This window comes from Longicatena caecimuris, assembly GCF_018406465.1.
Classification (GTDB): domain Bacteria; phylum Bacillota_I; class Bacilli_A; order Erysipelotrichales; family Erysipelotrichaceae; genus Longicatena; species Longicatena caecimuris.
The window spans coordinates 2,372,791-2,393,136 of sequence record NZ_AP024510.1; the positions used below are offsets into that span (position 1 = coordinate 2,372,791).

18 protein-coding genes are annotated in these 20,346 nt (G+C 38.6%); 1 reads left to right on the top strand and 17 read right to left on the bottom strand.

Annotated elements, in window-relative coordinates:
* Window positions 1-71: 71 nt before the first annotated feature.
* The gene (gene nagA, locus KJS44_RS11085; RefSeq protein WP_008687301.1) at window positions 72-1,211 is read right to left on the bottom strand and encodes an N-acetylglucosamine-6-phosphate deacetylase; all 1,140 of its coding nucleotides are present in this window, start codon (window positions 1,209-1,211) and stop codon (window positions 72-74) included.
* A gap of 359 nt (window positions 1,212-1,570) precedes the next feature.
* Between nagA and KJS44_RS11090 the strand changes: the two genes are divergently transcribed.
* Window positions 1,571-2,770 (top strand): FprA family A-type flavoprotein, encoded by a 1,200-nt coding sequence (locus tag KJS44_RS11090; protein WP_008687300.1) that lies wholly within the window; start codon window positions 1,571-1,573, stop codon window positions 2,768-2,770.
* Between the two features lie 177 nt (window positions 2,771-2,947).
* Here KJS44_RS11090 and KJS44_RS11095 read toward each other — a convergent pair whose 3' ends face one another.
* The 16 genes from KJS44_RS11095 to KJS44_RS11170 form a co-directional block, all read right to left on the bottom strand.
* A complete protein-coding gene (locus KJS44_RS11095) occupies window positions 2,948-4,786 on the bottom strand; it encodes an ABC transporter ATP-binding protein (protein WP_008687298.1) in 1,839 nt (612 codons plus the stop codon).
* Window positions 4,761-6,782, bottom strand: a complete 2,022-nt coding sequence (locus tag KJS44_RS11100) for an ABC transporter ATP-binding protein (protein ID WP_008687296.1) — start codon at window positions 6,780-6,782, stop codon at window positions 4,761-4,763. The genes KJS44_RS11095 and KJS44_RS11100 overlap by 26 nt, the downstream gene beginning before the upstream one ends.
* Before the next feature lie 291 nt (window positions 6,783-7,073).
* Complete coding sequence (locus KJS44_RS11105; protein WP_008687295.1) at window positions 7,074-8,258, bottom strand: sensor histidine kinase; 1,185 nt, start codon at window positions 8,256-8,258, stop codon at window positions 7,074-7,076.
* A complete protein-coding gene (locus KJS44_RS11110) occupies window positions 8,259-8,972 on the bottom strand; it encodes a LytR/AlgR family response regulator transcription factor (protein ID WP_008687294.1) in 714 nt (237 codons plus the stop codon).
* A 122-nt stretch (window positions 8,973-9,094) separates the two neighbouring features.
* On the bottom strand, window positions 9,095-9,706 hold the full coding sequence (locus KJS44_RS11115; RefSeq protein WP_008687293.1) for a thermonuclease family protein: 612 nt from the start codon (window positions 9,704-9,706) through the stop codon (window positions 9,095-9,097).
* Between the two features lie 247 nt (window positions 9,707-9,953).
* The gene (locus KJS44_RS11120) at window positions 9,954-10,874 is read right to left on the bottom strand and encodes a SufB/SufD family protein (protein WP_008687292.1); all 921 of its coding nucleotides are present in this window, start codon (window positions 10,872-10,874) and stop codon (window positions 9,954-9,956) included.
* Between the two features lie 8 nt (window positions 10,875-10,882).
* Window positions 10,883-11,587 (bottom strand): ABC transporter ATP-binding protein, encoded by a 705-nt coding sequence (locus KJS44_RS11125; RefSeq protein WP_008687291.1) that lies wholly within the window; start codon window positions 11,585-11,587, stop codon window positions 10,883-10,885.
* Window positions 11,588-11,695: 108 nt separating this feature from the next.
* The gene (locus KJS44_RS11130; protein ID WP_008687290.1) at window positions 11,696-12,619 is read right to left on the bottom strand and encodes a hypothetical protein; all 924 of its coding nucleotides are present in this window, start codon (window positions 12,617-12,619) and stop codon (window positions 11,696-11,698) included.
* A gap of 226 nt (window positions 12,620-12,845) precedes the next feature.
* A complete protein-coding gene (locus tag KJS44_RS11135) occupies window positions 12,846-14,204 on the bottom strand; it encodes a PFL family protein (protein ID WP_008687288.1) in 1,359 nt (452 codons plus the stop codon).
* Between the two features lie 14 nt (window positions 14,205-14,218).
* The gene (locus KJS44_RS11140; protein ID WP_008687286.1) at window positions 14,219-14,488 is read right to left on the bottom strand and encodes an ACT domain-containing protein; all 270 of its coding nucleotides are present in this window, start codon (window positions 14,486-14,488) and stop codon (window positions 14,219-14,221) included.
* Window positions 14,489-14,608: 120 nt separating this feature from the next.
* Window positions 14,609-15,124 carry a hypothetical protein gene (locus KJS44_RS11145; RefSeq protein WP_008687284.1) on the bottom strand — a complete coding sequence of 172 codons (516 nt, stop codon included), beginning with the start codon at window positions 15,122-15,124 and terminating at the stop codon, window positions 14,609-14,611.
* Between the two features lie 60 nt (window positions 15,125-15,184).
* Window positions 15,185-16,303 (bottom strand): sensor histidine kinase, encoded by a 1,119-nt coding sequence (locus tag KJS44_RS11150; protein WP_008687282.1) that lies wholly within the window; start codon window positions 16,301-16,303, stop codon window positions 15,185-15,187.
* A complete protein-coding gene (locus KJS44_RS11155; protein ID WP_008687280.1) occupies window positions 16,300-17,400 on the bottom strand; it encodes a sensor histidine kinase in 1,101 nt (366 codons plus the stop codon). Before KJS44_RS11155 ends, KJS44_RS11150 begins: the two co-directional genes overlap by 4 nt.
* On the bottom strand, window positions 17,390-18,079 hold the full coding sequence (vanR, locus tag KJS44_RS11160) for a VanR-ABDEGLN family response regulator transcription factor (protein WP_008687279.1): 690 nt from the start codon (window positions 18,077-18,079) through the stop codon (window positions 17,390-17,392). The genes KJS44_RS11155 and vanR overlap by 11 nt, the downstream gene beginning before the upstream one ends.
* A 393-nt stretch (window positions 18,080-18,472) precedes the next feature.
* On the bottom strand, window positions 18,473-19,393 hold the full coding sequence (locus tag KJS44_RS11165; protein WP_008687277.1) for a transketolase family protein: 921 nt from the start codon (window positions 19,391-19,393) through the stop codon (window positions 18,473-18,475).
* Window positions 19,393-20,217 carry a transketolase gene (locus tag KJS44_RS11170; protein WP_008687275.1) on the bottom strand — a complete coding sequence of 275 codons (825 nt, stop codon included), beginning with the start codon at window positions 20,215-20,217 and terminating at the stop codon, window positions 19,393-19,395. Before KJS44_RS11170 ends, KJS44_RS11165 begins: the two co-directional genes overlap by 1 nt.
* Window positions 20,218-20,346 lie beyond the last annotated feature (129 nt).

The following is a 20,346-nucleotide window of genomic DNA, read 5'->3' on the forward strand; positions in this document are numbered from 1 at the left end:
TCCTTTACTTCATCATCAAACATCTTACCACAGAAAAAGCGGCATGGACACCCATACCGCCTATTTTCTTTTTAGAATGCTTCTTTTCCTTTTAAGTAAGTCATTTCTACTGAATAATCATCATTTAATACAACGATATCCGCATCATAACCGGCTACTAATTTACCCTTACGATCATCAACACCTAAATATCTTGCTGGGTTGATCGTACAAGAATTGATGGCATAATCCCAAGGAATCATTGCCTTTTCAACCAATACCTTTAAGCCCTGGTTTACTTTTAAAGTAGAACCAGCTAAGCCTTTGGTATCTGTCAAATGTGCACTTCCATCCGGATACAATTCAATCTCATTACCACCGAACAATACTTTGGTACCTACTGGCAAGCCCTTTACCATTAAAGCATCAGTAATCATGATCGTATAATCTCTTCCTTTTGCCATAAACAAATCATTTAAGGCATCTGGTGTAGAATGGTTTCCATCACAGATTACTTCACCAAATGTATCACGGAAACGCATAGCAGCGCCAACCAAACCTGGTTTACGGTGATGGAATGGTGTCATACCGTTAAAGATATGTGTCATACCGGTAGCACCATTAGCGATTGCCATACCAGCTTCTTCGATCGTTGCAGCAGAATGTCCAATGCTGACACGAACACCTGTTTCTGCACAATATTTCGTCAATTTGAAATCGTCATCTTGTTCCGTAGCCATGGTGATAACTTTAATTAATCCATCAGCGGCAGTTTGATAACGTTTGAATTGTTCTACATCTGGTTTTACGATACACTGTTCAGGCTGTGCCCCCTTGTATTTCATATCCAGATAAGGTCCTTCAAAATGAATACCTAAGATTTCCGCACCTTCATAGCCTTCCTTCACTACATTAGCTACATTGCGTACTGCTTTGGTTAATACTTCTTCTGTCTGCGTAATTGTTGTAGGGCAGATGCTGGTAACACCTTCCTCAGGAATGTTCTTCATCCAATTGCGCAATCCTTCAGGCTCTGCATCATTTGTATCAAAGCCATATGCTCCATGTGTATGGATATCAATAAATCCCGGCACAATGCGTTTGTCGCCATAGTCTTTATCTACTTCCTTAGCACCATAAGCCAGAACGTTTTTGATTTTGCCATCTTCAACTTCCAGCTGAGCTTCTAAGAAGTGCCCCATGACCCATACGCGTTTACTTTGAATAATCATGAAAAAATCCTCCTTTAATCATCCTTTTTTATTCTCTTTTATTATACTCCAAACCTTTTGATAAAGAAAGAAACGCGACTTTTTTTTCGTTTTTTTATTCCTTTTCCTCTTTCCTTAAGATGCATTCCACAAAAGTTATGCTTGTGTATGATAGATCCGCCTATTCTTTATTCTTATTTATTATTAGTAAGTTCTATAGTAATTATTAGTGAGTTCTATGCTTTAATTTAACAGAATTTTCTGATTTCTTATAAAATGTCTTAATTTTTAAGCATATAACTTTCATTTTATATAAGAAAAGCATAGAATAATCAACGGTAAAAGTGATAAAATTAACAATACGAAAAGGAGTGATTGAAATGAAACAAGCCATTCAATTAAAAGAAAACATGTATTGGGTAGGTGTTCATGATTTTAACTGCCGCCATTTCCACGGGGATCTATTTCCGATTAGTGAGGGGACAACCTATAATTCCTACCTGATCGTTGATGAGCAGATCACCTTGATTGATACGGTGGAGGAAGAATTTTTTGACATTATGATGGAGCGCATTCATTCCATCATTGGGGACAAACCAATCGATAATGTAATCGTGCAGCATGCTGAACCAGATCATTCCGGAGGTTTTGTGAAGTTCATGCAGGCATATCCAAATGCGCAGCCATACACTTCCAATGCCGGTGTGAAAATTATGTTGAAGCAATATTTCAAGGAATATGATTATCATAAAGTAAAAACCGGTGATACCCTATGTACCGGTGACTATACGCTCACCTTTGTGGAAATGCCGATGATTCATTGGCCGGATAACATGCTGACCTATGTGGATAAAGCAAACATCGTCTTTTCTAATGATGCCTTTGGGCAGCATATAGCAAGCTATGATATCTTTGATGATGCACATGGTTTAGCGAAATGTATCGATCGGGCAAAAGACTATTATGCAAATATTGTAATGCCATATGGTATGCAGGTTGCCAATAAATTAAAACAGATTCAAGAAATGGGATTACCAATTGATATGATTGCCCCTGCGCATGGCATCATATGGCGTACATACATAAAGGAATTATTTGATGCTTACCAGGAATTTGCAACATTTGCCGCAAAAGATAAAGTGGTTATTGTGTATGAAAGTGTTTGGAAGCATACCCAGATGATGGCAGAAGCATTGGCAGAAGGACTTGGAAGAAATGGGATTTGTGTAAAGATCTTTAAATGTTCCCTAACTTCTCCTGCTATTATTATGAAGGAATTACTGGATGCTAAGGCTATTTTAGTAGGTAGTGGTAACTACAATAATGCTATGGCACCAAGCATCGCTGCTTTCTTAGAAAAACTAGCTAGCTGCAAGGTAAAGAATAAAAAAGCTCTGGGCTTTGGTTCCTATGGCTGGGCGGATGTAGTGACAAAGCAGGTAAATGAACGTCTTGTACGAGCTGGCTTGCCTTTATTACAGGATGGTGTGGTATCACAGAATTATACACCAACCCAAGAAGATCTCGATGCTTTAATGGAACTAGGTAAAACGTTAGCAACAGAAATAAAAGCAAATTAAATATTAAAAAATTCTTACTCCATACGTACTTCAAAGAGGCACTATGATGAGTGAGAATTTTTTATATGCGTGCTTATTATATGTGTGCTATTCTATGCGTGCTTTTCTATGTGTGCTATTATGAAAGATACCACAACATTGTAACTATGATAACAACTGCTCGTATGCGGATATTAATTACACATAATATTTGGCTTGTGCCTTCCACATTTTCGCATACACCTGTTTTGTATCCTTCATCAATTCCTCATGCGTCCCTCGCTGCAACAGTTGTCCATGATCAAATACTAGAATATCATCACAGAAACGACAGCTGCTCATACGATGAGATATATAAATACTTGTCTTATTTTTAACCATGTCGTGAAAATGCGTATAAATTTCATATTCACTAATCGGATCTAAGGCACTGGTAGGTTCATCAAGAATCACAAAAGGTGCATCTTTATACAATGCTCTAGCAATCGCTATTTTTTGTGCTTCCCCACCAGATACATCTTCGCCATCCTTTTCTCGATAAAACATAGGCGTTGCTAAACCATCCTTCATGCGTTCTACACGCTTTCTTACTCCCGCCTGTTGTAGCACTTGCCAAACTCTTGTTTCATCATACTGCTGTTCACATGCGACATTTTCTCCTACCGGAAACTCGAAAAGAGTAAAGTCTTGAAAAACAGCCGCAAACAGATTCAGATATTCTTGATAATCATATTTACGAATATCAATCCCATTCAAAGTGATAGAACCCTCACTCACGTCATATAAACGGCATAATAGCTTAATAAAAGTTGACTTTCCGGCACCATTTGGCCCAACCAGTGCAATCTTTTGTTTCAAATTCAATGTTAAGGATACGTTTTTTAATACGTAAGTATTCGTATTCGGATAAGCAAAACTAACATTATGAAAGGCTATTTCAAATTCATTGTCTAAACGTTTTTCAACAGGCAGTGTACCGGTATCCAACTTATTCTCTTTTTTCATATATTCACTATAATAGCTTAAATACCCTATCATCGTACGTAACTGCCCATTATTTTCTACCAAAGATCGCAAAGCTTCATTTAATTTGGCTATCGCACTAGAATATTTCGTGAATTCCCCAATCGAAATAGCGTGTGAGAAGAACTTTAACGTGGCAAATATATAGGACAATAACATAACGATATGATTGATAAAAACATAAAATAAGGTGGATCTGCGTGTATATTGCCACTCTTTCCTAAGCGATTGATTCAATCGTTCACATAATGCATTCCATGCCTGTAATAACATTGGCTGCATACGATAGATACGTACATCCTTTCCCTTATCTGCATGGAACGCATAACTATCAAAATATTGCATTTCCTGATGCACTGACATATCATGCTCAAATATCTGCAAATTGTTTTTATTGACATACTCTGCGGATTTCCCATATAACAGCAGTAAGCTGATAAATAAGACACATAGTGTGCAAAGCGAGCCAACAGGTGTCAGAAAAAAGCCAAGTACCCCCGGCATCCTCTGCCCATATTTTTGACACAGTTCCAAGAGCAATACGATAGCAATGCTCACCGATAACAGATGTTGTACCATTTCGGTATAAATTTCAAGCAGCAGACCAAATCCTCCATGAATCGCCATTGCCGCATCCGCTTGTGAAAAAGCTTCTAAGCCTTCTTTATCCGCAAATGTCGCATAGTCTAGATCAATCGTCTTTAAACAAATCATCGCATTGAACTGACGATGAACAGACATGGAACGAACCTGACTTTTGCTTTTTACATAATCCAATAAAAGCCCAAACAGTAAATTAACGATTAACATGATGAGAATGGTATAACCGGCTTTTTCCCAATGCTGTTGTAATAAAGCATCAATAATGATGGCACTAAACAAGATTTGAAGATAAGGGGATACAGCTTCCATGGTATGGCGTAATAAGAAAATTGGTAAAGCAGAATGATCAAGACGATAGATAAAACGTAAAAGCTGAAAGCCTTGTTTATGCATTTGGTATAATTTCTTCATTCCTTCCAGCCTCCTTTTGATAATAATGTGCCTGCATCTGAAACATCTTCGCATAAGCTCCCTGTTTCTTAAGCAATTCCTCATGACTGCCTTCTTCGATGATCTTACCATGCTCTAAAAATAAAATACGATCAGCGAAACGGGTACTGCTTAGACGATGTGAGATAAATAACGAAATCTTCCCCTCACTTAACTGGGCATATTTCTGATAAAGCTCACTTTCCGCAATTGGATCTAAAGCACTGGTAGGCTCATCTAGTATGAGAATAGGTGCTTTTTTATATAAGGCTCTCGCTAACATCAGTTTTTGTATTTCACCGCCACTTAACAAAACACCATCCTTTTGCAGATACGTAGTAAGATGTGTATGAATTCCCTGTGGCAGCTGATCAATCTTATCTTGCAGACCGGCCTTTTGTAAACAGCTTAAAATACGTTCTTCATCATAGATGGCATAGGTATCGCCACACTGCATCTTCTTTAATAATCGATTCATAGCAGCATCTTTGCTCTTGAGCGTTTGTTTGTCCTGGCTAGTCGTACAGGCAACATTACTGGCAATGTCAAAGGCAAAAATCTGTGAGTCTTGGAAAACGATGGATAACATCGAAACATATAATTCATGAGGAATTTGTGCAATATCCATATCATTTACATAAATATGTCCGGATGTTAAAGGATACAAACCACATAACAGTTTTACCAGTGTCGTTTTGCCGGCTCCATTCATACCAACCAAAGCAATTTTTTCATTGGCATGCAAGGTGATATTAAAATGCTCAAAGATGGGTGGCTGCCCCGGATAAGCAAAGCTCACATCCTCAAAACGTATTTCATGACATTCTTTCAGCCTATTATCTTCAAGCGCATTTGTAGCTTCAAGATGCGTTTTTGCGTTTTCTTGTGGTTGAGATGTAGTAGATACTTCTGGAACTTCTTTACTCTCCATAGCCACCGTTTCTTGTCTGCCTTCCTTTTGATCTTTATCTTCCTGTGCCAGATATGCCTGTAGAAACGATACACTCAAAGACTCCTGATTCAAGATGGTCAACGTTTCAACAATTGTTTGCATCCATGCTGTAAAACCACTGACAACACCTAGGTAAAGCAAGAACTGTGCAACATCCAAATCTCCATTGATCATGAGATAAAGCAAATATCCATAAGCTGCCCCATCCCGTAGAAAGGTCGCCATTCTAGCGGCAGCATCTGCTAAAAAGCGTTTCTGCATGACATCTTGATAAATCGTTACTGCTTCTTTACGCAAGCGTTCAAAATTATCCGCAAACCATGGAGCTAAATGATACATGCGAATATCTTTGGCTTTTTCCAAATTGATGCTATCATTCTTCATACCCCAAAACTTACCATTGTTCTCCCAGAAGCGTCCCATCTTTTGGTATTCATAAATATTAGCTCGCCGTTTTGCAAACGCGGCTGCACCACCGGCAATCATAATCAAAAACAGTAGAAATGGCTGCAATTGTCCAATGCAAATGGCATATAGCAACAAACCTAACACACTGCTGGCAAGTGATATACTGCTTTCTAACAAAGCTCCAACACCATGACTGCTTCCCTGCAACAGCGCCTGGCGAATTTCCATTTCCATCTCGTTATTCTCACCATTCTCTAAGCTCAAAAGATCCATATGCACACGCCAATTATAAAAACGATGCATGTACAATGCCATTCTCAACATTTCAAAGATGCGCATGTTTTGCGCATGAAACCATGTATCAGCCAGATAAATACCTAGAATCCCGACGATCCATATACTCAGTTTCTCACAGATCGTAACAAGATCTATCTGATGTTCCAACAAGCCAACTAAATAAACAGGAAGCAGCATCAGAAGAATTGGTGCAATGGTTTTTAAAATAATTTCCAACACCATATACACATAATATTGTCTTCCACAACAACCGATATCTTTTAATAACATCCGCATATTATCTTTATAGCGATAGTTCTTTCGTATTTCTTCTCTAGTCATAACATCAACCTTTCTCATACCAACAGTCAATACATGAAATCATGATTTCATAACGATTCCTAACCGCAAAACAATCCTCCTATTTCTCCATTGTTTGACAGTTCTTAAGCTATCGTATGACTTCTAAAATGTTTCTATGGAAAAGTATAACAAAACAATAGTAAAAAAGACATTTCATTCACGAAATCCCTTTTTTCGTTCATAAAACGTCGTTTTCTATATGCCTTTAAAAGAGAATATTATCCCTTTCTATCAGAACATTGCAAAAGGTGCATATCGTGAAGCTATGCTTTATGTGCAAGCTTCGATTGCTGCTTCTTCATCACAGGATACAATCGGCAACATGATTTCACTAACGAATACACCAGGTTCATTCTGCAAGTTTAAGTAACCATCATAACGTTCAACCGTTAACTTTACCCGCTTCATGCCATGCCCATGATTTCCACGCTTTTCACTGATATAGCTCTTTTGATTGAAATTCAGATCTTCCATAGCTGCATTCGTAAACGACATATACAGCTGTTGCTTCACAATCTCTATATAAATCCTGATAAAACGTTCCTTTTCCTCTAACATCTCACATGCTTCAATGGCATTATCTAACAAATTGCCAATGATAACACATAAATCAATATCACGTATCGCAATATGTTTTGCGACATGTGCTTTACACTGCACATGTATCTGCTTTTGTTTTGCGATGGTCAACTTGGAATTGAGAATCGCATCAACCATCAAATTACCGCTTTTTACCAAAGCATCAACACTATCGAGATCTTTTTCCAGCTCAAACAAATAGGCATCTGCCTCTTCATACTGTCCTAACTGCAAATACGCTTTTAAAGATTGCAAATGATTATGATAATCATGCCGCCAGCCACGCATATTCATATAAACACTTTTTACTTCCGCATAATGATGCGCCATTACATCTTCTTGAAATGCTCTGGTATTTTTCTCAAAGTTCGCTGCATATTGCCCATGCAAATACTGCACCATTCCTATCCATAGCAACAAGAAAATGCCTGCACTTGGCTGTTGCAACGCCAGATAACAAACCAGCACGCTAACTCCACTATGTAATAACAGCATAAACCAAGTGACATGTAACTGTAAATACAATAAGATACCATACTGTATCGCAACCATTGATAAAGCAATGATCCAAACAGGCGCTGCCAACAGCCATACCATGACAAGATAATCGATGAAAAACGCAAGTATGCTAAATAGACCATATCGCAGTTTATCATACAAGGTGGCATCACAATAAAAGAAAAGAAAACAATACAGCAGAAAGAACCCACTTAACCAAATAACAAATTGAACATGGAGCATATACCCTATCCCAAAACTACATAAAATCAACAGCCACAATACCATATGTTTAGTTTTTCCAGAATCAAAATGGAAAAGTTGTAACTGTAACAGATAAATGCTGCATAAGGCAAATGCTATAGCCAAGAGTTCCATTTACATAGCCTCCTTAAAATGATGGGCAATAAAGGCCTTGCTCAGCAGACGGTATTTCCCTTTGGGAATCGGTATGCATTGTCCATTGCTCATCCATAGCGTTTGTGTATTGATTTTTTCGATAGCCTCAAGTTGAATCAGATAACTGCGTGATAAATGAAAAAACAGGGATGTTGGTAACGCTTCCTCCATTTCCTTCATTGTTTTTTTCACATGATAACATTGTTTTTTCGTATAAACATCCAAATAATGACCATCACTTTCTACATACAGGATATCTTTTACAGGAAAGCGCAGCCACTGTTTATCACAACATAGAGCGATGGTTGGCTGCTGTGTATTTAGTTTCTCTATTGCCTTATCTAAACAAGCGAACAGCTGTTCTTTTTTTATAGGCTTCATCAGATAATTTAAAGCCTGTACATTAAATCCATCATAAACATAATCACTGACACCGGTAATAAAAATGATGATTGTATCCTTGGAATACTTTCTGACGAGTTTTGCCAGCTCCATGCCATTTAATCCTTTCATTTGGATATCTAATAATAGAATAGGGATGGCATAGTCTTCCTGATAAGCAAACAAAAGGGCATCCGCATTGGAATAGCATTCGATTGTCAAAGGTTGATGATAAATGTTTTGATATTCTTCCACATAGTTTGCGATAAGTTGCAGCTGCACAGCCTCATCATCACATATTGCGATACGCATCAAACCCCTCCATTCTGTTTCCATTATACGCGTTGTTGCTTTATCTTACAAGCATAGGAAAAAAGAGCCTTTCCTTGCCTAAGTTTGGTTTATGCAGGTGGCTCTTGCTTATAGAAGAAGCATTATTTCTTCTTTAATTGTTTCATGCCCTGACGAATCAGTTTTTGTTTCTGACGTTTCCCCTTCGTAAAGAAAACACCAATAAAGATTAATAAGATACCGCCAACAGCTGTTAAATAGTATGGTAATTCTGTCTTTTCTTCTTCATATGTGCCATCACTCCACATGTTCAGCTTTTGTTTTTTGGCTGCTTTTTCTAAACTCTTTAATTCATCGGTATAAGCATAATCCCCATAGATATATTTGACTTCGGCTAAGCCTTGCTTCACCAATTCTCTTTGTAAAAGCTTCCCATCCGCATACACCCAGGCTAAGGTTCTGCCATATTTATCTGTTTCATCACTGCCATCATCATACTCTAATTCTATTGTTTTGGCATTGGTTAAGGCATCACACACATAGGCACTAGCTTCTTTTCCATAAGGTTCTTTTTCCTTTGTATATTCCGGTGCATTTATAGCCAGAAAACGTATCGTTGTATCTTTCCCTTTGACTATGAAATGTGCTGTATCGCCATCCGTACATTTACTGAAGGTAACCTTTTGTTTTGTATTTGCCTGGACTGGCAATAGACATATCAAGTATACCAAACATAAACAAATGAATTTCTTCATCCTATTCCTCCTTTATAAGACTTTTATTATACTAGATACCACCTACATTGAGCAAGTCGCTTTTAAAGATGCAGGTATCCTTTGTGTAGATATGCAGGTAACCCTTCGTGTAGGTATGAAACTAGCCCTTTGTGTAGATATGCAGGTAACCCTTCGTGTAGGTATGAAGCTTGCCCTTTGTTAATACTGATGCTTCTTAGGTAAAAATACATGTGCCACCGATATCATCAATGAAAAAAGATGAATCCTATTTCAAGAATCCATCTACGATAACTTTTTCTGCTTCCTCTACACTTAAGCCAAATGTCTGCAATTTCACCAACTGATCGGAATTGATCTTTCCAATAGCTGCCTCATGCACAATTTCCGCATCCACATGATTTGCTGCGATTTCCGGAATTGAGCTGATCTTTGCATGATCCATAATGATGGAATCACATTGAATGTGCGCACGGGATTTATTGTTTCCAATGGCAATAGGGTGGAATACCTGAATCGAGTCATCCTTCCCCACCGAACGGGATACGATTTGCACAACGCTGTCTTCCCCATTCAAATTCACGGTTACATCACTATGCGCAGTCTGCTTGCCATGTGTCATTAGTTTTTCATTGATGACCAACTTGGCATGCGGACCTAAGTTCGCTTCGGTTTTACGCATCGTAGAATCTACACCTTTGATCTGGCTCATATCCATCTGCGCATAAGCACCATCTTCCATGTGAATGATCGTTACCGGATTTAAGATACGACCACCACGGCCATTACCTTCTCCATAATGCTTTTCAACATAGCGCACCTTTGCGTTTTTTGCGATATGAAAGGTATGAATGCCATCATGCTGAGATGTATCACAGCCATCGTTATGAATACCACAGCCGGCAATAATCTCCACATCTGCATTTTCACCTATGTAAAAATCATTGTATACAACATCCTTAATACCGCTGTCGGTTAAGATAACCGGAATATGTAGACTTTCCCCTACCGTGTTGGCATCGACAATGATATCAATGCCCGGTTTATCCAATTTGGCATTAATTCTGACATGCTCAGTAGAATGGCGTTCAATGCCTTCACCATTCTTTCGCAGACTAAATGCACTTCCCGGCATAAAGCCACGTATATCGGCAATTGTCTGTAACAAGTCTTTTTCCATGTTTTCCATATGCTCACCTACTTTTTCAATCCGCAAGGCTCAAATTCATTCATCAAAGATGGCAAAATAGCCTCGCGTGTTCCTCTTGTTTTCATGCGACCATTCTCAATGATAATGATTTCATCCGCCAGCTGCATGATCCTTTCCTGATGCGAAATCAGGATGATGGACTGTTTAGATTGTGCCTGTAAATGCTGGAAAGTTTCCACCAGCTTCGCAAAACTCCATAAGTCGATACCTGCCTCCGGCTCATCAAAGATGGACAGTTTTAAATCTCTGGCTAAGATTGTCGCAATTTCAATACGTTTCACTTCTCCTCCGGATAAGGAAGCATCCACATCACGGTCTAAGTAATCCTTCGAACACAAGCCGACATCACTTAAATAGCTGCAGCAGACATCTTCATCCAGATCCTTGCCATGAGCAAGTGATAACAAATGCCGCACACTCATGCCTTTAAAACGTGGGGGCTGTTGAAAAGCATAACCGATTTTACGTTTTGCTCGCTCATCAACACTTAGTTCGGTGATATCTTCGCCATCAAATAAGATCTGTCCACTTGTTGGCTTCTCGATTCCCATGATGATCTTGGCAAGGGTAGACTTCCCTCCGCCATTTGGTCCGGTGATGACTGTAAATTGATTATCCGCAATTGTCATCGTAATATCATTTAGTATATGTTTTCCTTCTACTTCAAAGGATACATGCTTTAATTCCAACATCTTCATCGCTCCTTTATATCGCGCTTTTTTATTTTATCACAAAATTTGGAAAATATAGCATGATTTGATTGGAAAGCATGTAAAAATAGTAAAAAAAGAAGAACAGGTCTACTCATCCTGTTCCATTTCATCAAAAAGCCTTTGTATTTTTGTATGTAATGCATTTTGTCGTTCTAAACACTGACACTTTTCATCCAATAGCTGATCTTGTAAAGCAATGATATTTTCAAGTCCTGCTTTCAGTTGTTCATGGCTTTTATTAATTCTCGAATACGCCATAAAATCAAAGATGAAATTATCAAAGAAGATATCTGCTGTACTTAGCCAGCTCTCTATTTCCATTGGCGCGATATCAATGCTATGCACATCCTTAACTTCCTTTTGTAAACGTAACAAATCTTGTTGCAGTTGGGCAATTTTTTTCGATGCTTCTTTTACATGCGAATGCTTGATCATGGATGTCATCATACCGCCTCCGGCAATATCCATCATGCCCCAATCAGATGCACTGCTCATTTCAGATACAGCGAAACGTAACTTATCCGTAACAACATAGCTTGCCGCAATAGCCTCTTGCAGTTCTTTATCCAATAATTGTTCCTGTTCCAATTGGCTGTATAGCTCTGCTGCCTCTTTGCCATGTTCCCCTTGCAAAGCTTCCTGTTTTTGCATTTCTTCCAAAGCGCCGCGTAAAGCATCTTCTTGAGCAATTTCTTCTTCGCACTTTACTAATTCGGCATTGGTGATTTCTAGGTCTTGCTGTAGTCGACTGACTAGGATAGCTGCTTTAACAGCTTCCTGTTCTTCTTTGACTAAGCGCTCTTCCTTATCTTTCGCAAACCAGGCTGCTAAGCTGGCTAAAGAGGCATGCTGGAGTTTTTCAACATCCTGTTGTTCTTTTTCTGCGATATGCATTGCCACTTCCAGTTTCTGGCTGATTTCTTCATAGCGCTGTTCCAATTCTCTTTGATAGTCTTTTAAACCTTCTATTTTTGATAAGCGATGTTTTATTTCTATTATACTTTCATTCATATCCGTTTCCCCTTTCGTGTTATATCGTAATGTAAAGGAATATCTAATAGCGTTAACCATCCTTATAGAATTACGATTTTTGCAAGTCGCCTTGTAATTACACGCAACACTTCCCTAGGATGATTCTATATGGAATACAGATAACTTCTTGTATCTTTCATACAATCATACTGAACAGAAAAAGTCTAAAAGCTATCTTCCTATAGTTTTTAGACTTTTGTATCATTTAATTCTTCAAGCTCTGTAAAGGAGCTGGTATTCTTCCCATTCGATGAATCATGACAGAATTATCACTCTGATTAATTTTCATGATAGGGCCACTTCCTAACAAACCGCCAAATTCCAGTTCATCACCTGCTTGTTTACCAACTGCCGGAATCACACGAACTGCTGTTGTCTTAGAATTCACCATTCCAATTGCAGCTTCATCCGCAATGATACCACTAATTACCTCAGCAGTTGTTTCACCAGGAATTACAATCATATCTAAACCTACGGAACATACCGCTGTCATAGCTTCTAATTTTTCCAGGCATAAAACACCGGCACGTGTCGCTGCAATCATACCGGCATCCTCACTGACCGGGATAAATGCTCCACTGAGACCGCCAACCGTGCTACTTGCCATGACACCGCCTTTTTTTACCGCATCATTCAGCATTGCCAGACAAGCTGTCGTACCATATGCCCCACAAGTCTGTAAGCCCATTTCCTCTAAGATATATGCTACGCTATCACCGACAGCCGGTGTCGGTGCTAAAGAAAGATCCACGATACCAAATGGTACACCTAAGCGCTCACTTGCCAAGGAGCCAACCAATTGACCCATACGTGTGATCTTAAAGGCTGTCTTTTTGATGATATCCGCAATCTCATTCATCGGCGCATCCTTAGGAGCTTTCGCTAACGCAGCCCTTACCACACCCGGACCAGATACACCTACATTTATGACACAATCCGGTTCTCCAACACCATGGAAAGCACCGGCCATAAAAGGATTATCCTCAGGCGCATTACAGAATACAACAAGCTTTGCTGCTCCAATACAATTGTTATCTTTTGTCAGTTCAGCCGCTTCCTTCACCATACGACCCATAAGCTCTACTGCATTCATATTAATGCCTGCCTTTGTGCTGCCAACATTAACAGATGCACACACATGCTCCGTCTGTGCTAATGCCCGCGGGATGGATTCCATTAATTCGCGATCGCCGGCTGCACATCCTTTCTGCACTAATGCGGAATAACCACCAATAAAGTTAACCCCTACTGCTTGCGCACACTTTTCCAATGTCAATGCATATTTTACAGGATCACCGCCACTAGCAGCTACCAACATGGCAATCGGTGTAACCGAAATTCGCTTATTAATAATAGGGATACCATATTCACGAGAAATATCTTCTCCTGTTTTGACCAGGTCTTTTGCCAACCGCGTAATCTTATTGTATATCTTCTCACAAGAACGATCGATATCACTGTCGCAGCAATCTAATAAAGATATACCCATGGTAATCGTACGAACATCTAAGTATTCTTCATCGATCATCTTTATGGTTTCCAGAATATCATGTACATTTATCATAGACAATTCTCCTTCTAAATTTTATGCATGGAATTAAAAATATCCTCATGCATGACGTGGATAATTAAACCTTCTTTTTTTCCTACCTCTTCCATATGCTGTGCAAAATCACTCAAGGATGTATTACCTTTTGTAATATCAATCAGCATGATCATCGCAAACATATCTTGCAGCAATGTCTGTGAAACTTCCAGCACATTCATATTCGCCTTTTCGCATTCTACACTGACTTTCGCCAGAATGCCTACCATATCTTTACCAATTACACTTACTACCGCTCTCATCTTTTTGCCTCCTCTTAAATCTTATCTTAAATTATACTGTATAGTGAAAAAAAGCACAACTATAAATCTAAAAAATGTATACATGTGTATTTACACCGCATACATTTTAAAAGAATATACCTATTTAAACGTCTCATTTGCAATTGCCATTGGCTGTAACTCAAAAGGTTCCCAAGCCGCCTGCAACCCTTCTAGATTACAAATAAATTCTTCTTCGCGATAAGGGACATCCTTCTGCTGCTTTAAACAGTCCGCAATCTTAAGGGACATCGCATTTGATAGTTGCACGATTTTTCTACCTTTCACTATATTCTTACCATCAAGTAAATATAACGTGCAGGTATAACCACTGCCTGTAGCAAAATGTGTAAACAATGTTTCATCATAATCGTTATCATGCACATTAAATACGAAATCACTCGTATCAATCGCATCCTCCAATGTTAATAAGAAGATGGCGATATCATATTTATATACAAACGCTATTTCCAAAGGCTGTTTCTTTAATGCCTTCAACTCGAAATCCGTCCATGTTTCATCCTTGATCACAAAGACAAATTCGTGATCGACATAGTCCATAACCGTTCCTTCCTCTTCAATGGCTATCGGAAATTGCTCATTTACTTCACAACGCATACGCTTTCTTTCCTTTCTGTACTATTCACTTCATGCATAAGCCACCAGCATCCTTTCAGCTTATGCATGCGCTACTTCTTTCTCCAAAGTTTCTTTGGGCAAATCAATATAAAACTGCAAGGTATCCTGCAAAGAACTTGCCCTAAGGATGCCTTTATGCATATCAACAATCTGTTTTGCAATACCTAAACCCAATACATGCTGCTTACCACTTCCATGCAAATCCTCTAAGCGATAATAGTTATGGAAAATATGAGCAATCTGATATGCGGACAAATGAGGAACACTGCCTTTCATCACAATCGTATAATGCGCACTATGCTCCATAAGCTGTATAACAATGGTACTATTGGCATCCCCTAATGCAATCATATTCCGTAATAAATCACGCAGAACTCTGGCAATCTTGTCATTATCCGCATATAAGGGCAGCTGATGTTCATACTGCACATCCACTTTCATACTCTTTTCTTCCAACATTTGATAATATTCATCCAACACCTGCTCCACCATGCGATCCAAATACATATGCTCCGGTGTCCATTTCGCATAACGCAGATTGAATCGAGTGATATCAAAGAACTCATTGATCATCTCTTCCAGATCCATGGATTTATAAAGAACACTTGCCATAAACTCCTTACGTAATTGTGGCGATATTCTTTGTTCCTTTTCTAACAGTTCTAAATACATTAAAATATTTGATAAAGGCAATTTTATATCCTGTGCTAATAAATAAATCAAATCCTTCTTCTTTTCTTCATCCTCTAAAGCTGCTTTCTCATTGCGCTGATAATCCTCCGCAATGGATAAGATTAGTTTTTGGGTAGGCTGCAACTCTTTAGGAAAATTTAACTTTTCGCGTTGCTTTTCCAAAACATCATCCATACCTTCCATTAACACGCGAAGATAGTTTGACAGCTCTCGGCATAGAAAATAAACAAGCATAAAACCAGTAATGGCAATAATGGCAGGTAAAACAATAGCAAAAATCTTCTTAAAGGTTGAAAATGGGTCACCATCTATCAAAAGTACTTTTAAAAAATCAATGACAATGCCATTTAATACATTATCAAAAATATACAAGATCGTAGCTCCACCTAGGCTCAATGCCAATACAATAAAGGTATATTTCAGCACCAAGCGGCGTTCTAAGTTTTTCAAATATCGCTCTTTCATATCGATGCCCCTAACGTATAAGGTAGATGCAGATAAAAGGAAATCTCATCGCCATCTAATTCTGCATGAATATCCCCATGATGCAGCTGCATAATTTCTCGCGCAATTGCTAAACCTAAGCCGGCACCACCACTGCTGGAACTGCGGGCACTCTGTGCACGATAAAATTTATCAAACAAATGTGCAACGGCTTCTTCCTTCATATCCTCAGCTTTATTGCGATATAATAGTTGAATGCCCTGCTCTTGTTTTGTGACCGTAATATAAATGGTCGTATCCGGTTTTGCGTAATTGATAGCATTACGCATCAGATTATCAAATACACGCTGTAGTTTATCATAATCACCATCAATCAACATATCTTGTGGGATTTCTTCCTTTAATTTAAGACCTTTTCCTTCTAATAAAGGATAAAAACCTACCAATTGCTGCTTTAACATCATAGTCAAATCAATATGTGTAACATTCAGTTGTGACACCTTATCATCATAACGTAAAACTTCAGAAAACTCATCAATCAATTCATTTAAACGGTTTGCTTTACTATGTGCAATGGCTAAAGAAGATGCTTCCTGTTCTTCATTCAAATGATGATCCAAAATGTGATTGATATAACCAATCATTGATGTTAAGGGGGTTTTCAGATCATGTGCCAGATACATTAATAATTCATTCTTATGCTCTTTCTTTTGTGCAGACACTTCTTCACTCACACTGCGTTTGGCAAGCAAATTTTCGACTTTCTTTTGAGCCTCCAGAAATTGTGGAAACATTTTGAAAAATAAAGGCTGCTTACGCAAAGGTTTTCCTTGTAGACAGAGTAGTAAGGCATCCATGCTGTGAAAGAAAGATACAATAAAAAATAACAATAAAGCGATAAACCCAATGGTGAATAACAAGGTATTAATCTCCCATGAATGCTGTAAATAGTAATAATAAAAATCCCCATTGCTTAAAGTTCCTTTACTGGCTTCTAACCCAGCTTTACTGCCGATCATGGCAATAAAGAGTAATAAAACTGCAGATACGATAAGCGTCAACAGCAGAAACCGCAGAGTCAATTGTTTCCGCAGCTGCTGATACCAATTATTCTTCAATTTTATACCCTACGCCCCAAACCGTTTTAATAAATTTCGGATTACGAGGCGGTTCCATCATCTTCTCTCGCAAGCGGCGAATATGTACCATCACCGTGTTATTGGAATCAAAATATTTTTCTTTCCACACAGCTTCAAACAATTCTTCACTAGGAACGACTCTGCCACGATTCTTACATAAATACCACAAAATCGAAAATTCAATCGGTGTCAGATTTAAAACTTTATCATAAAGTGTGCATTGATGAGAATCATTATCGATGATAAGTCCTTTAAAATCAATCACATTTACATTATCCTTTGTTGTATTATATTTCTTATAACGACGCAATTGTGCCTTTACTCGTGCTACCATCTCCAGCGGATTAAACGGTTTGGTTATGTAATCATCCGCTCCTAATGACAATCCCTGAATCTTATCCATATCCTCAATTTTAGCCGTTAACATGATAACCGGGAATGTATATTTTTCACGTATGATCTTGCATATCTCAAAGCCGTTAATCTTTGGCATCATGATATCCAACATTGCCAAGTCAACGGGATTATCCTTTATAAAACGCAATGCATCTTCGCTGTCATAAAATTCGTGGACCTGATATCCCTCATTTTTCAGATACAGGGTGACAAGGTCAGCGATTTCTTTTTCATCATCCAGTACCAATATTCTTGTTTGCATAGTATCCCTCCATGCTTGTATTATAACAAATCCTTCACATAAATTCCTTATCTAAAAGAAATGTAAGAAAATTGTAAGCCACAATCTTTAATTTCTGTCTCTTTTTCTTTTATACACGCTTATAAACGTGAAAGTTTACAGATGCTTATGAATGGAAAAAATGCTTATGAATATAAAAGTTAACAGATGCTTATGAACCTAAAAGCTAACTGTAACTTATGAATGGAAAAGCTAATGAATGCTTATGATCTTGCATGAAATTGTACATTACTTGCCATACTGGCTAGTTACTTATTCTTTAAATCACAAAAGATTTCTATCAAATATCACAAAAGCTACTTGTATGAAAAAAGAAGAAGGAAAGGCTCTCCCTCTTCTCTTTATCGATATGTATTATTCTTCAATAACTGCTTTAACAATATCCTTACTAGTTAAGCCATATTTTTCCAACAAGCCAGCAGGTGTACCACTTTCTCCGAAAGTATCCTGAACGCCAACCATCTTAATTTTTGTTGGAGCATACTGGCTCAATGTTTCAGCAACTGTACTGCCCAAGCCGCCGATGACACTATGCTCTTCACAAGTAACGAATAAATCATGGCTCTTCGCCAGTTCTACCAATAAATCTTTATCAATTGGTTTGATCGTATGCATATCCACTACAGTTGGTTCATAGCCTTTTTCCTTTAGCTCATCATAAGCCTGTAATGCTGCTTCGACCATAATGCCACAAGCTATGATTGCGACCTTTTTCCCTTGACGTAGGACATTTCCTTTTCCAACTTCAAACGCCATATCTTCTGAATATACCGTTTCCACTGCACTTCTGCCCAGACGAACGTAGCAAGGTCCATCAATTTCCGCCACAGCACGGATAACTTTATCCGTTTCCACTGCATCTGCCGGACAAATGACAGTCATACCAGGAATGCCTCGCATTAGGGAGATATCTTCAATGCTTTGATGACTGGCACCATCTTCACCAACCGTCAGACCGGCATGTGATGCACAGACTTTCACATTCAGATGTGGATAACCGATAGAATTACGAATTTGTTCAAAAGCTCTACCAGTCGCAAACATGGCGAAGCTAGATGCGAAGACGATATTACCACTTGCTGCCAGACCTGCCGCAACAGCCATCATATTGCCTTCTGCTATTCCCATATTATAATGCTGTTCAGGTGCTACTGCTTTGACTTCTTTTGTCTTTGTTGAACCAGACAAATCAGCATCTAACACGATGATATTTTTATTTTCTTTTGCTAATGCCGCTAAAGTTTTCCCATAAGCTTCACGTGTAGCTACTTTCATTATTTATTTCCCTCCAATTCTTTGAGTGCATCCTGACACTGTTGCGCACTAGGGGCAACACCATGCCAACCTGCCTGATTTTCCATGAAGGAAACACCTTTTCCTTTCACCGTTTTCGCGACAACTACCGTAGGTTTGCCCTTAACGGTTTTCGCCTCTTCACATGCCTCAATTACAGATGCAAGATCATTACCATCTTCCAGCGTAATGACATTCCAGCCAAAGGCTTTAAATTTTTCATCAATTGGTGAAGGATTCATGACATCACTAATCTTGCCATCAATTTGCAATCCATTGTTATCTACAAATGCCAAAAGGTTATCCAGCTTGTAATGAGCAGCTGCCATAGCTGCTTCCCATACTTCACCTTCTTGACATTCACCATCGCCTAACAATGTGTATACACGATAAGGCAGTTCATGATACTTGTTCGATAACGCCATTCCTACAGCCGTTGAAATACCTTGCCCTAAAGAGCCGGTTGACATATCTACCCCAGGCAACTTACGCATGCTAGGATGTCCCTGTAAACGAGAATTCAGCTTACGGAAGGTTGCTAATTCTGTTTCTTCAAGAAATCCTTTTTCTGCTAATACAGCATACAACAGCGGTGATGCATGTCCTTTTGATAACACAAAACGATCACGCTGATTGCTCGTCAGATTGTTCTCATCAATATTCATCTGTGTGAAATAAATAGCCGTCGCAATTTCCACAGAGGATAAACTTCCACCCGGATGACCAGATTTTGCTTCTGTCACCATTTTTACGATATTCTTTCGGATATTCGTCGCATGTCCCTTTAATACGTCGATTTCTGACATTCCTTAGTCCTCCTTATAATTACCACGTTTATTATACTATAAAATCTTTATTTTTCATAAGGAAATTACGTTTTGTGTAAAACTTTCGCTTGCCTTTATTACAAAGCGATATCGTCAATATTTAGTTAT

What these genes read in the sequence shown, in the direction of transcription:
- nagA (WP_008687301.1), bottom strand. Translation starts at nt 1,211, where the DNA reads ATGATTATTCAAAGTAAACGCGTATGGGTCATGGGGCACTTCTTAGAA.
- KJS44_RS11090 (WP_008687300.1), top strand. Translation starts at nt 1,571, where the DNA reads ATGAAACAAGCCATTCAATTAAAAGAAAACATGTATTGGGTAGGTGTT.
- KJS44_RS11095 (WP_008687298.1), bottom strand. Translation starts at nt 4,786, where the DNA reads ATGAAGAAATTATACCAAATGCATAAACAAGGCTTTCAGCTTTTACGT.
- KJS44_RS11100 (WP_008687296.1), bottom strand. Translation starts at nt 6,782, where the DNA reads ATGACTAGAGAAGAAATACGAAAGAACTATCGCTATAAAGATAATATG.
- KJS44_RS11105 (WP_008687295.1), bottom strand. Translation starts at nt 8,258, where the DNA reads ATGGAACTCTTGGCTATAGCATTTGCCTTATGCAGCATTTATCTGTTA.
- KJS44_RS11110 (WP_008687294.1), bottom strand. Translation starts at nt 8,972, where the DNA reads ATGCGTATCGCAATATGTGATGATGAGGCTGTGCAGCTGCAACTTATC.
- KJS44_RS11115 (WP_008687293.1), bottom strand. Translation starts at nt 9,706, where the DNA reads ATGAAGAAATTCATTTGTTTATGTTTGGTATACTTGATATGTCTATTG.
- KJS44_RS11120 (WP_008687292.1), bottom strand. Translation starts at nt 10,874, where the DNA reads ATGGAAAACATGGAAAAAGACTTGTTACAGACAATTGCCGATATACGT.
- KJS44_RS11125 (WP_008687291.1), bottom strand. Translation starts at nt 11,587, where the DNA reads ATGTTGGAATTAAAGCATGTATCCTTTGAAGTAGAAGGAAAACATATA.
- KJS44_RS11130 (WP_008687290.1), bottom strand. Translation starts at nt 12,619, where the DNA reads ATGAATGAAAGTATAATAGAAATAAAACATCGCTTATCAAAAATAGAA.
- KJS44_RS11135 (WP_008687288.1), bottom strand. Translation starts at nt 14,204, where the DNA reads ATGATAAATGTACATGATATTCTGGAAACCATAAAGATGATCGATGAA.
- KJS44_RS11140 (WP_008687286.1), bottom strand. Translation starts at nt 14,488, where the DNA reads ATGAGAGCGGTAGTAAGTGTAATTGGTAAAGATATGGTAGGCATTCTG.
- KJS44_RS11145 (WP_008687284.1), bottom strand. Translation starts at nt 15,124, where the DNA reads ATGCGTTGTGAAGTAAATGAGCAATTTCCGATAGCCATTGAAGAGGAA.
- KJS44_RS11150 (WP_008687282.1), bottom strand. Translation starts at nt 16,303, where the DNA reads ATGAAAGAGCGATATTTGAAAAACTTAGAACGCCGCTTGGTGCTGAAA.
- vanR (WP_008687279.1), bottom strand. Translation starts at nt 18,079, where the DNA reads ATGCAAACAAGAATATTGGTACTGGATGATGAAAAAGAAATCGCTGAC.
- KJS44_RS11165 (WP_008687277.1), bottom strand. Translation starts at nt 19,393, where the DNA reads ATGAAAGTAGCTACACGTGAAGCTTATGGGAAAACTTTAGCGGCATTA.
- KJS44_RS11170 (WP_008687275.1), bottom strand. Translation starts at nt 20,217, where the DNA reads ATGTCAGAAATCGACGTATTAAAGGGACATGCGACGAATATCCGAAAG.